The organism is Actinomyces procaprae (assembly GCF_004798665.1).
GTDB classification, from domain to species: domain Bacteria; phylum Actinomycetota; class Actinomycetes; order Actinomycetales; family Actinomycetaceae; genus Actinomyces; species Actinomyces procaprae.
Genome location: NZ_CP039292.1, coordinates 133,183 through 145,498, shown reverse-complemented (window position 1 = coordinate 145,498; position 12,316 = coordinate 133,183). Strand labels below are relative to the sequence as shown.

General features: G+C 67.7%; 8 protein-coding genes. 5 read left to right on the top strand and 3 right to left on the bottom strand.

From position 1 onward, the window contains the following. Positions 1–13: 13 nt before the first annotated feature. Positions 14–1,048, bottom strand: coding sequence for a LacI family DNA-binding transcriptional regulator (locus E4J16_RS00585; protein ID WP_168708200.1), 1,035 nt, complete (start codon positions 1,046–1,048; stop codon positions 14–16). Between the two features lie 104 nt (positions 1,049–1,152). On the opposite strand from E4J16_RS00585, the gene E4J16_RS00580 reads away from it, so the two are divergent. The 3 genes from E4J16_RS00580 (at position 1,153) to E4J16_RS00570 (ending at position 6,442) form a co-directional block, all read left to right on the top strand. Further along, positions 1,153–4,260, top strand: coding sequence for a glycoside hydrolase family 2 TIM barrel-domain containing protein (locus E4J16_RS00580; RefSeq protein WP_136312947.1), 3,108 nt, complete (start codon positions 1,153–1,155; stop codon positions 4,258–4,260). A gap of 4 nt (positions 4,261–4,264) precedes the next feature. Beyond that, complete coding sequence (locus tag E4J16_RS00575) at positions 4,265–4,735, top strand: NanQ anomerase/TabA/YiaL family protein (protein WP_136312946.1); 471 nt, start codon at positions 4,265–4,267, stop codon at positions 4,733–4,735. Positions 4,736–4,951: 216 nt separating this feature from the next. Next, positions 4,952–6,442: an amino acid permease gene (locus E4J16_RS00570; protein WP_136194304.1), complete on the top strand. Its 1,491-nt coding sequence runs from the start codon at positions 4,952–4,954 to the stop codon at positions 6,440–6,442. A gap of 573 nt (positions 6,443–7,015) precedes the next feature. On the opposite strand, the gene E4J16_RS00565 is transcribed toward E4J16_RS00570, so the two are convergent. Further along, a complete protein-coding gene (locus E4J16_RS00565) occupies positions 7,016–7,606 on the bottom strand; it encodes a TetR/AcrR family transcriptional regulator (RefSeq protein ID WP_136312945.1) in 591 nt (196 codons plus the stop codon). A 275-nt stretch (positions 7,607–7,881) separates the two neighbouring features. Here E4J16_RS00565 and E4J16_RS00560 point away from each other — a divergent pair, with 275 nt between their 5' ends. After that, entirely contained in the window at positions 7,882–8,838 is a 957-nt protein-coding gene (locus tag E4J16_RS00560; protein WP_136312944.1) for an aldo/keto reductase, read from the top strand. Then, positions 8,835–9,845: an aldo/keto reductase gene (locus tag E4J16_RS00555; RefSeq protein ID WP_136312943.1), complete on the top strand. Its 1,011-nt coding sequence runs from the start codon at positions 8,835–8,837 to the stop codon at positions 9,843–9,845. The genes E4J16_RS00560 and E4J16_RS00555 overlap by 4 nt, the downstream gene beginning before the upstream one ends. A 623-nt stretch (positions 9,846–10,468) precedes the next feature. On the opposite strand, the gene E4J16_RS00550 is transcribed toward E4J16_RS00555, so the two are convergent. Then, entirely contained in the window at positions 10,469–12,190 is a 1,722-nt protein-coding gene (locus tag E4J16_RS00550) for an ATP-binding protein (RefSeq protein WP_136312942.1), read from the bottom strand. Positions 12,191–12,316 lie beyond the last annotated feature (126 nt).

Below are 12,316 nucleotides of genomic sequence, written 5' to 3'. Positions count from 1 at the left end.
ACCTGGCCGGCAATCACACCGTGTCCCGCTCCACCAGGTACATGTCCATGACCACCGTCTGGGCTTCCACGCCGTCAATCATGTCCACCGCCATCTCGGCGGCGCGCTTCCCCTCCTCCCGCAGCGGCTGATGCACCGTGGTGATCGCCGGCTCATACTGAGCTGCCAGGGGGTGATCGTCGAATCCGACCACCGACACCTCGCCGGGCACATCCCGTCCGGCCTCCCGCAGGGCCTCGATGACCCCGACCGCGATGCGGTCCGATCCCGCCAGCACTGCGTCGAAACCGATGCCGCGGGCGAGAATCTCACGCATGGCCCGATGCCCGCTGAGTTGGTCCCAGCCGGTGTGGACAACCCGCTCATCGCCCAGGCGGGAGCCGAGTACGCGCCGGTAGCCGCGGATACGGTCGACGGAGGCAGGGTTGTCGGCCGGACCCATGACGCTGACGGGCGCTTCTCGTCCCACCTCCTCCAGCGCCCGGGCGGCCAGGGCGGCGCCCATGACGTCGTCGGAGTAGACCGTGGAGAAGACCCCCCGGTAGGGATCCCCCTCCAACTGGCCGCACAGCACCACAGGCACCGACAGTTCGGCGAGTCGGTCCAGCAACTCACGGCCCGCATAAGGCGTGATGACGATGACGGCGTCCACGGCGCCCCGCCCGACATGCTCAAGCACACGTTCACGCTCCGCAGGCGTGGCCGCCTCCAGGATCATCGGCAGGTTGGGCCCGTCCGCGAGTCGCGAGACGATCCCATCGCACAGGCGCGCATAGGTGGGGTCGGTGAACAGTTCGGCGAAGGGGTCGGTGAACAGCAGGGCGATCGCCTCCGAGCGGCCCACAGCCAGCGCTCGCCCCCGCCGGTTGACGACGAAGCCCGTCTGCTCCACGGCTCGCATGACGCGCTCGCGCGTGGCCGGCTTGCACTTGGGAGAACCGTTCAGCGCGCGCGAAACCGTCGACGGCGCCACGCCCGCGGCGCGGGCGACGTCGGCGATGGTCACGCGCCTGCCCGGAGAAGTCACGGGCTCATCTTGCTCGAACATATCGATTCTTGCATCCCACTTGCGCTCCGTGCAACGTACCCCTACATTGTGGAACCGCTTCCACAAAAGCGTGGAAGCGGTTCCATCGTCAAAGGAGCACGTCAATGGTGCATGCGAATGACTGGGAGAACCCGGGGCTGCCCCATCGGCACCGTCTGCCGGCACGGGCCTACTTCTTCGGATACGACTCCCCCGAGGCGGCCGCCACCCGGGACCGGGCACGTTCCCGGGGATTCACGGACCTGAGCGGTCTGTGGTTCTTCCGCCTGTTCGACTCCCCCCGCCGGGTGCGCGCCGAACACCTGGCCGTACCCCACCCCGAATGGGGGCGGGTGCGCGTCCCTCACCTGTGGCAGGTGGACGGACACGGTCCGCTGCAGTACACCGACGAGGGCTTCCCCTTTCCGGTCAGGCAGCCGGAAGTCCCCTCGCACAATCCGACGGGCGTGTACCAGCGCGAACTGCTCCGACCCGTCCTGGCCCCGGGCGAGCAGGCGGTGCTGCGCCTGGACGGGGTCGACTCCTACGCGGAGATCTACCTCAACGGCGCCTTCGTCGGCATGACCAAGGGATCCCGGCTCAGCGCCGAGTTCGACGTGACCGAACTGCTGACCCGGCGCGCCAACCTGCTGACCGTCAAGGTCCTCCAGTTCAGCGACGGCACCTATGTGGAGGACCAGGACATGTGGTGGGCGTCGGGGATCTTCCGCGACGTCTACCTGATGGTCCGCCCGGCCGCGCGGCTGGAGGACTTCCACGTCACCACCCGCCTGAGCGACGACGGCGGCGCGGAGGTGACGGTGGCGGTGCGCACCCGCGCCGCCCGCAACGTCCGCCTGACCCTTACCGGCCCGGACGGCACCCGCCTGGAGGGCATCGCCGACGACGACGCCCCCGGCACCCTGCACGTGCCCGAGGCGCGCACCTGGAGCCCGGAGTCCCCCGCCCTGTACGACCTGGTCATGTCTGTGCACGACGCCGACGGCACCGTCGCCGAGACCGTACCGCACCGCCTGGGCCTTGCCGAAGTGAGCATCGAGGACGGCCGCCTACTGCTCAACGGCACCTACTTCAAGATGCGTGGGGTCAACCGGCACGACCATGACGACCGCCGCGGCCGGGCCGTCGGCATGGCACGGGTGCGCCGGGACCTGGAGCTGATGAAGCTGCACAACATCAATGCGGTGCGCACCTCCCACTACCCCAACGACCCGCGCTTCTACGAGATGTGCGACGAGCTGGGCCTGCTGGTGATGGCCGAGACCGACCTGGAGACCCACGGCTTCGAGAACACCGGCGACATCGCCCGCATCACCGACGATCCCGCCTGGGAGCCGACCTTCGTGGACCGCATCGAGCGGCTGGTGATCCAGGAGCGCAACCACGCCTGCATTGTGGCCTGGTCACTGGGCAATGAGTCCGGCTTCGGCTGCAATATCCGCGCCATGTACGCCCGCTGCAAGCAGCTGGATGCGCGGCCGGTGCACTACGAGGAGGACCGGGACGCCGAATGCGTGGACCTGGTCTCCACCATGTACTCGCGCGTGTCGCAGATGAACGACTTCGGCGAGCACCCGCACCCCAAGCCGCGCATCCTGTGCGAGTACGGCCACGCCATGGGCAACGGCCCCGGCGGCCTGGCGGAGTATCAGAGGGTCATCGACCGCTGGGACTCCATCCAGGGCCAGTTCATCTGGGAGTGGTGCGACCAGGGGCTGGTGGCCCAGACCGCGGACGGCCGCGAGTACCACTCCTATGGCGGCGATCACGGCGACTACCCGCATAACTCCAACTTCTGCATCGACGGGCTCGTCTTCCCCTGGCAGGAGCCGAGCCCGGGCCTGGCCGAGTACAAGCAGGTGATCTGCCCGATCGGCGTGGTTTGGGAGGAGGGCGAGCTGCGGGTGCGCAACGGCCGGTTCTTCACCGACGCCGCCGATGTGGTCCTGGACCTGGAGCGGGTCGTCGACGGCGTCGCCGAGCCGCTGGGTCGTCTCGCGCCGGGGCCGCTGGCACCGCAGCAGGAGATGCGCCAGGTCCTGCCGGTGGATGTCGAGGCGGGGCGTCTGACCCACCTGCGGGTGCGTGTGCGCTCCACAGCCCGCCCGCCCTGGGCGCCAGAGGGATATGAGCTGGGCGTGTACCAGTTCGTCGTCGCCGACGACGCCGGCCCCGACGCCGCGGTTCACCTGCGCCCGGCCACCTCCCGCATGGAGGTGCGCGCCCAGGGGGACGAGTTCGTCATCTTCGGAGTGGAGCAGGAGCTCCGCTTCGACATCGTCACCGGCGCCCTGACCTCCTGGGTGCGCGGCGGCAGACGGGTGCTGGCGGCGCCGCCCGCAGTCGGCTTCTGGACGCCGCTGATCGACAACCACCAGCAGGAGTTCGATGCGCTGTGGTCCGGCCGCCACCTGCAGCTGATGCAGACCTCCACCCGGTCGGTGGTGCTGCGGCGGGAGGGGGACGCCGTTGTCGTGGAGGTGGCGCAAATCATCGGTCCGCCCGCGCAGGCGCTGGGCTTCGAGGTGGACCTGAGCTACACGGTCACCGGCTCCACGGTGAGCGTCGGCGCCGTCGGTCGCGCCTGGGGCGACTACCACGACATCATTCCGCGCATCGGCCTCACCCTGGAGGCCCCCGGCTACGCCCGGACGGTCGAGTGGCTGGGGCTGGGCCCGGGTGAGAACTACCCCGACTCCCGCGCGGCCGCCGTCGTGGGCCGCTGGAGCGCCACCGTGGAGGAGATGCAGACCCCCTACGTGGTGCCGCAGGACTGCGCCAACCGGGGCGGGGTGCGCTGGCTGACGCTCACCGACGCCGACGGCGCGGGCCTGGCCTTGGCCCGTACCCCGCTGCCTGGCGCCTGCGAGCCGCCGGAGGACTTCGACTTCTCGGTGTGGCCTTGGACGTGCCAGGACATCGACGCCGCCCGCCACCGTACCGATCTGGTGCCCCGGGAGAACGTGACCGTCAACGTCAACCACCGTGTACTCGGGCTCGGATCCAACTCGTGGGGCTCGGAGGTGCTGGAGGCCTACCGGACCCGGTTGGAGGACTTCTCCTTCGCCTTCGACCTGATCCCCCTGGACGGCGGCGACGCCGACGGGGCGGCTCCGACCGGAGGGGCCGGCGAGTCCGCATCCGGCCTGCCCGGGACGGGCACGGCAACCGAGTCCTCCACAACCCCCGCAGCCCCCGGAACAGGAGCGTGAACCGATGCGAGTCTTCTGCGACCTCGATTCGCTGGCCCGCGAGCGCGGCGCCGTCAAGAAGTGGCGGCGGGTCTGCCAGGCGATAGACCGCCTACCGGCAATCCGGCCCGCAGTGGCGTACTCGGTGGGCGACTCCCTGACCTACTGGAGGGACTCGGCCGCCCGCCTGCTGGCCGCCTGGGACGCCGGTGACGGCCTGGTCGCCTCGCGCCGCTACCTGAACGTGCTGCACGCCGTCGACGCCGATCTGACCGTGCAGGTGGCGCCGGTCGCCATCGCCCCCGTGCGCACCCCCTATGACGACCTCACCGACCGGGAGGTGCACGAGGCCGCCGAGACGCTGCGCACGGTGACCGTGCCCGCCGGGGGGATCGGCGTGGTCGACGTCTCCGAGGCGTTCCGGCTGCTTCCCGGCAGCGGCGACGCCGCCATCATCCGCGTCACCGTCGAGGAGGCCTCCTTCCCCAACAAGTAACCGAACCGAGGCGCCGTCGGCGCCGTGCATCCACCGTCCTATCAACCGCAAACCCCACGCTTTTCCTGCGGCGCGGCTCTGGCCGCGACCTCCTGGTCACGCCGACGGCCCGGACGCCGCGACGAGGCGACACCTCTCGTCGTCGCCAGTGGACCCGCCTGACACGCGAGTAACGCCGTGGGGCCGCACTTATCCACATGAACAAGGGACTGCACCATGTCTTCGTCTTCCGACACTCGGGCGCGGATCGGCCAGTTCGCGCTGCTGACCATGACGGTCTCCGCCGTCTTCAACATCCGCAACGTCATCAACAACAACGTTGCGATCGGCCTGGCCTCGGCGCCGGCCTTCTTCCTGGCCACACTGCTGTACTTCGTTCCATTCACGCTGATCATCGCCGAGTTCGTGGCCATGAACCGCTCCTCGGAGTCCGGCGTCTACCAGTGGGTGAAGACCTCCATGGGCGGGCGCTGGGCCTTCATGACGGCGTTCTGCTACTGGTTCGTCAACCTGTTCTACTTCGCCTCCCTGCTGCCGCTGATCCTGGTGTTCACCTCCTACCTGCTCACCGGCGGGGACAGGGAGATGTCACCGTGGCTGATCACGGTGCTGTCCATCGCGATCTTCGCCCTGGCCACTTGGGTGTCCACCAAGGGGGCGAAGTGGATCGGCACCATCACCTCGATCGGCGCGTCGGCGGTGCTGGTGCTGACGGGCGTGTTCATCGTCGCCTCACTGGCGGCCCTGATCGGCGGCGTGGAGCCCGCCTCCCCCATCACCCTGCGGGCACTGCGTCCGGACACATCCTCCTTCGCCACTACCTGGGCGTTCTTGGGGACATTGGCCTGGATCATCCAGGGCGTGGGCGGCGCGGAGTCGGTGGGCGTGTTCCTCAACGACCTGCGCGGCGGGGTGAAGGCATTCGTGCGCACGATCGTTGCGGCCGGGCTGATGATCGGCCTGCTGTACGCGGTGGCCTCTCTGCTGATGAACGTGTTCGTACCGACTGGGGGCCTGGACTACTCCAATGGCCTGTTCGTGGTGATGGGGGCGGTCGGCGAGCACTTCGGGGTGCCGGCGGCGCTCACCTTCCGGGTGGTGGGGCTGGTGCTGCTCGCGGCCACGCTCGGTTCGCTGTTGATGTGGACCTCGACCCCGGTGAAGATCTTCTTCTCCGAGATCCCCCGAGGTGTGTTCGGCGGGAAGATCGTCGAACTCAATGAGCAGGGCATTCCGTGGCGGGCGGCCTGGTTGCAGTTCGCCATCGTGGTGCCGATCCTGATCATCCCGGCGCTGGGTTCGAGCAACATCAACGACCTGCTGGGGATTGTCATCAACATGACCGCGGCCACGGCGCTCATCCCGCCGCTGCTGATCCTGCTGGCCTACCTGGTGCTGCGCCTGCGCTACGACGCCGCGCCCCGGGAGTTCCGCATGGGCTCACGGCCGGTGGGGCTGGCGGTGGCGGTGTTCCTGCTGGCCGTGTTCGCCTTCGTGTTCATCGCCGGCACGACGCCGCTGGATCAGCCGCTGTGGCTGACGCTGGTGTACAACGTGGGCGGCGTGGTCGTGTTCCTCGGTCTGGCACTGGCCTGGTACCAGCGCTACATCAACCGGCTGCGGGGCCGCGATCCGCGGGCGGCCCGCTCCGAGCTGGCGCCGTCGTCCAGCACGCGTGAGCAGGAGGCCGCGAACCGGAGGTCATAAGTGGACGACGGCGGGAACACTGCCGCCGCCGGCCTATGACACGGTCTCAAGGCTCTACCACGAGCTTTTGCACCCTGGTGCACGGCAATTCGCCGTGCACCAGGGTGCAAAACATCGCAACAGAGGGCAAAGGCTCGCAGCACGCCCGCCCAAGCACGCCCACCCAGCACCACGGGGCGACCCACGGGACCGTTACACCAGGACCGACCCCGGACGGCCGAGCTTCCCCGGACTTTCTCAGGGGGGTTGGGGGTGATCGTCCAGGCGGGACGAGTTACATGGTTCCTGCCGCCGGACGGTACGGATCGCGAGGGTTGGGGACCCCGAAGACCGAACCGCCACCGAGAACCAGGCCGGGTACATGGGAGCCCGCGCCGGTACGCTCCGGCGAAGGAGGCAGAGCCCCCGGGGATGGGAACCCCGGAAGTGGCCGCCTCACCGCCAAGGCCGGTGGGGCCGGGAGAGACAACCCGGCCCCACCGGCCAAAACACGTTTCGGCAGTTCTCAGTTAGCGGCGAGAAGGTACTTACGGCTGCGACTCGTCGGCGGCGTCGTCGCGGCACCAGCACCGGTCACTTGCGGCCGGACGCCCCCGACCACTCCGAGGTGAGCGCATCGGTCCCCTGGCACACCAGCCTGGCCGCCGTCTCGGCCGCCCGCGGCAGAGGAATGGCCTTGCCGTCGGCCACCCAGGCGCGGTACATCGCCAGCCCGGCCTGCGAGACATATGCGTAGAGCAGATGCCAGAGCTCCGGGGTGAAGCCCGCGGGCACGTTCTCCGCATGCTCGCCGCTGGCGTCGTCCTGCAGCTGCCGCCGTATCCCGTCCCAGGCCGGGTCACAGGTGATGACGTCGTAGAGCTCATCCTGCTCGGCCCCGAAGTAGAAGAGTTCGCGGGTGATCTGGGCGAAGTCGGAGGCCCGCCCCAGGTGCGCCGTGCGCTCGCGCCAGGCCGAGGCGTAGGCGGACATGACCTCGGCCAGCAGGTCGTCGAGCGTCTCGTAGTAGCGGTAGAAGGTCTTCTTGTTGATGCGTGCCCGCTCGCACAGGGCCTTGACGGTGATAGACCCGTAGCCGCCCTGAAGCATCATGGCGCGGAATGTGCGGTCGATGGCCTCGAGTGTCTTGGTGACGCGCAAATCCTTGGCGGGGGTGGTGCGCACGGTCTTCCTTTCACGAGATATGCAACCCGGGCCGCATCGGGGTTTCCTAGGCCACCTTCCCGGCGGAGTCGCCCATTGTTGCCGACACGCGCCCTTCGTAGGATAAGTAACGCGAGTTGCAAAACACAGTGTACGGCGTGGTCGCCCGTACCGATCATGCCGGGTGCGACGCGCCGCCCCCCGCGGCGTGGCGAGCCGCCTCGTCACCGCCCACGGCGTCGTCGTACTCGCGGAACACCGCTCAAAGGCAAGAGAACACCAAGAGGAGACATGGCATGAACACGCGCCGGATCGGCGAGCTGACCGTCTCCGAGGTGGGCATGGGTTGCATGGCCTTCAGCCACGGCTACGGCCGCATCCCGCCCGAGCAGTACAGCCTCGAGGCCATCCGCGGCGCCTACGAGCACGGCTGCACCTTCTTCGACACCGCGGAGATCTACAGTCCGGGGCTGTCCGGCGTCGGGCACAACGAGCGCATCGTGGGGCGTGCGCTGGAAGAGGTGCGCGACGACGTTGTGCTGGCCACCAAGCTGTTCGCCTCGGGCGGGCGGGGCTCCGTCTACGGGGAGGTCCGCTCCCACCTGGAGGCGTCGCTGGAGCGGTTGCGCACCGACTATGTGGACCTGTACTACCTGCATCGCCTGGGTTCCACGCCGGTGGAACAGGTCGCGGAGGCCATGGGTCGGCTGGCCCAGGAGGGCCTGATCCGGGGCTGGGGGCTGTCGCAGGTGGACGTCGATGTGATCCGCCGCGCCCACGGGGCGTATCCGCTCACGGCCGTGCAGAACATCTACTCGATGGTGGAGCGCGACGTGGAGGCGGAGGTGCTGCCCTACTGCGAGGAGCACGGCATCGGCCTGGTGGCGTTCAGTCCCGTGGCGAGCGGGCTCCTGTCCGGCAAGGTCACCGAGAGCACCGAGTTCGAGTCCTTCGACGACGTGCGCACCTGGGTGCCGCAGCTGTCCCGGCGCAACCTCCGCGGCAATCGGCCCATCGTGGAGCTGGTGAGCCGATATGCCCGGGCGAAGGGCGCCACCCCGGCGCAGATCAGCCTGGCGTGGATGCTGCACAAGTGGTCCTGCACGGTGCCAATCCCCGGCTCGAAGAACAAGGAACGCATCATCGAGAACCTGGGCGCGAGCCGGGTGGAGCTGACCGACGCGGAGTTCCGGGCCCTCGATGCCGAGCTCGGCACGCTGCGGGTGCACGGACACCGCGGCTTCAGACGATGAACCGGCGGCAGCGGGCAGGGGAAGGTCTGGCCGCGCTCCTCCTGCTGCTGTGCCTGGCGCTCGCCGGATGCAGCGCCACAGGCGGAGGCGGAAGCGGGGCCGAGACCGAAAGCGGTGACGCCGGCGGTGTAGTTGTTGGCGCCTCCCCGCAGGGCCCGGCCGTGTCCGGCTACCCCGCCTTCGACTTCGACACCCGGACCGTCACCCTGAACAGCGGCTACGAGATGCCGATCCTGGGCCTGGGCACCTTCTCCCTGTCGGACGAGGAGGCGGCGGACTCGACCTATTGGGCCCTCAAGGCGGGTTTCCGGCTGATCGACACCGCGCGGATCTACGGCAACGAGACCGGCGTCGGCAGGGGCCTGCAGCGGGCCATCGACGAGGGCGTCGTCGCCCGCGAGGACGTGTTCATCACGACCACAATATGGACCACCGACTACGACGACGCCGACGCGGCGATCAACACCTCCCTGGAGCGGCTCGGCGTCGACTACATCGATTTGATGATCCTGCATCACAGTCAGCCGGCGAACGACGTGGACGCCTACCAGGCGCTGGAACGCGCGGTGGGGGACGGTCGGCTGCGGTCGATCGGCCTGTCGAACTATTACGAGCCGGAGGACTTCGACCGGCTCGTGGAGGCGACCAGCATCCGCCCCGCACTCCTGCAGAATGAGACGCACCCGTACCACCAGAGCGGACAGATGAAGGAGCACATCGCACAGTACGGAACGGTGCTGGAAAGCTGGTTCCCTCTGGGTGGGCGCGGCAATACCCAGACGCTCTTCGACGACGAGACGATCAGCGACATCGCCCGGGCGCATGGCAAGTCCGCCGCGCAGGTCATCATCCGCTGGCACCTGCAGGTCGGCAATGTCTGCATCCCCGGCTCTTCCAACCAGCAGCACATCAACGAGGACTACGACGTGTGGGACTTCGAGCTGACGGAGGCCGAGATGGCGCGGATGGCGGCGCTTGAGCGCGATGCGCGGTTCTCGAACTACTGAGTGGCGCCGCGGAAAGGCCGCACAGCGATTAGGGAAACCGCCGGATGTAGGCCCGCCCGGCGTCGACTGCGCGCCGGCCTGCTGAGAACGCAGCGGTGAAAGAGGCTCTTCGTGTTTGGGGGTGTGGTGGTGGGTGCCGGCGGGTCTGCCACTGTGAGGGTGCGTGCGGGGTCTGGGTCCGGACTGGATTCAGGCCGAGCCAGTATGCGAGATTGCTGTGGGGTCTGGCGCTCCAGGAGGACGACGGGCAGCGGGAGCGGGGCCGACGGCGTCTTGGTGCCCATGGCCGGGGTCGTCTGCTACGCCGGTTCGTGCTCTACTACGCCGGTTAGGTGTTTGCTGAAGGGCTATGGAGTCTTCAACAGAGGGCTAACCGGCGTAGTAGACGCCGAAGAGGCGTTCCCAACACCCCCACGGCTCCGCAGTCCTAGCATTTCGGCTCCACGCTCCCAGCACCTCCGGGCCGCGCCACCGCGGAGGCCCGCACCGCCAACCGCCAAACTCTCAAACACGAAGAGCCGGGAAACCCCGGACGCGGCCACCTCACCGCCAAGGCCGGTGGGGCCGGGAGAGACAACCCGACCCCACCGGCCAGTGCGAACCTTGGGCGACTGTCGCCCCTGTTACCCGCCTGCAAGCAGGTACTTACGGCTGCGGCTCGTAGGCGGCGCCGTCGCGACCACCAGTCCACGCTCGACGAGTCCTCGCAGCACCGGCCGAAGCGCAGTGAGCGTCTTACCGGTGGCCTTTGCCACATCCCGAATGGAAAGAGCTTCGTCCGCACTCAGGACGGCAAGGATCTCCCACTCAGCTCCTGTCTTCTCAACGCTCCTTGTCTGATCGGCGATCACATAGGGGCCGTCATTCATGCCCACCAGGAGACCGTCGGCCACAAGCTGCGCGAGAACACCACGGCAGTCGTCAGAGTCGAGTCCCAGGTTGTCGCGCAGATCGACCACACTCACGGTTCCATTCCGTCTGGCCAGGGCGAGCGCGGCCTCGTGGTTGCGAGAGAAGCCGGATCGCCCGGGCAGCGTTCCCAGCCATTCCTCCGTCTCCGGATCCATGAGGCCGAAGCGATCAAGGCGAACGACTACGTGGTCGATCGTCGATGTGCTGTAGTCAGGAGTGGGCAGGCCGTGAGCACGCATCTCGTTGACCATGCGAACGACCCCCGACCCTTGGTTCTCGCAGACCGTGGAGCGGTTGTCAGGCATGGGTACTACCGTAAGCAGGCGGGCCAAGTCCTCGTTTCGGGACGCAGAGTGACCATCGGTGACGTTCTCCTTGGTGCGATCGCCCCAGAAGCCGCCGGGGTTGATGACCTCTACGCGATCGAGGTACACGTTGACAGCAACCTGTTGCCCGGTGACGAAGCGGGAGTAGTCGCGGTGCATGACCGCGTTGGCAATGGCCTCTCGTAGAACATCCTCCGGAATCTCGGGAACGTCAGTGCCACGGGTCCCTTCAACGATTCGACGCGTGCGCAGGTTGCGCATGACGGTGCGTACGGCATCGTCAATCGCCTGCGGCAGTGGACCATCACAGTTACGGCGATCTACGAATCTGACGGTGGGGTCCTGAGACTTGGCGGTACCAGGATGAACGGTTACATCGATGGTCAGCTGGGGATACTCCTGTTGTGGGTAAATTCCGAGAGCCAGATAGCCGGCCAGGGTGGGAGTGCCGTCGGCCGTAAGAGCGTTGAGCCTCTGTAATGCAGATACGTGATCATCCGGAGCGAGCCCGGCGAGTGCACGCGAGCCGCTTGCCCGCACCCTTTCCACCGTGCGGCTCACCAGGTCCGGATCGAGATCTGCGAAGGTGTGCCCGTCAACAGGCTGGCGATCGGCATGCTCGTTGACGTTCCGCGTCCGCAGGAGGTGTACCTCGTACGTGGTCAGGCGCTTGTCCGCATCACCGACTCGCTTATAGCTTCCCCGTTCCAGGCCCTGCGCAACGACATGACAGGGCGCCGTCCTGTCCGGGGTGGCCGAGAGAGGCTCAATGCGAACCCAAACGACCTGGGCGCCATCGATCTCGGCGCGGTCGACCTGGTACTGCGGAACAGGCCTCACCTTGGGGTTGGCACGCTCTGCGTCGTCCAGGCCGGAGATGAGGGCATTCTCTATCCTCGAGGCATCGAAACCGTCGGCAGCTGTGAAGCCCAGGCTCTCGTCGAGCCCAAGGATGATCAGTCCGCCCTCCGTGTTGGCAAATGCGGATACGGAGTCCCAGATACCCTTGGGGATGTCGCGCACCGCGGCCTTGACCTCGACGCGGGCGTCATCCGCACCCAGCCGCCAGATGCGGGCGACGTGCTCCTGGAGTTCTTCGTCAGTCACGACCTCAGTGTACGTCAGTGATAGTCTCACTTTCTAGAGTGAGGGCGTCACTCTATAAAGTGAGCACCTCAGTGATGTGGGTGAGCGTGCCACTGAGAGCAGTGAGTCGTGCGCCCCGTCAATGCG

Coding starts and splice junctions, on each gene's coding strand:
- E4J16_RS00585 (WP_168708200.1), bottom strand. CDS start 1,048: ATGTTCGAGCAAGATGAGCCCGTGACTTCTCCGGGCAGGCGCGTGACC.
- E4J16_RS00580 (WP_136312947.1), top strand. CDS start 1,153: ATGGTGCATGCGAATGACTGGGAGAACCCGGGGCTGCCCCATCGGCAC.
- E4J16_RS00575 (WP_136312946.1), top strand. CDS start 4,265: ATGCGAGTCTTCTGCGACCTCGATTCGCTGGCCCGCGAGCGCGGCGCC.
- E4J16_RS00570 (WP_136194304.1), top strand. CDS start 4,952: ATGTCTTCGTCTTCCGACACTCGGGCGCGGATCGGCCAGTTCGCGCTG.
- E4J16_RS00560 (WP_136312944.1), top strand. CDS start 7,882: ATGAACACGCGCCGGATCGGCGAGCTGACCGTCTCCGAGGTGGGCATG.
- E4J16_RS00555 (WP_136312943.1), top strand. CDS start 8,835: ATGAACCGGCGGCAGCGGGCAGGGGAAGGTCTGGCCGCGCTCCTCCTG.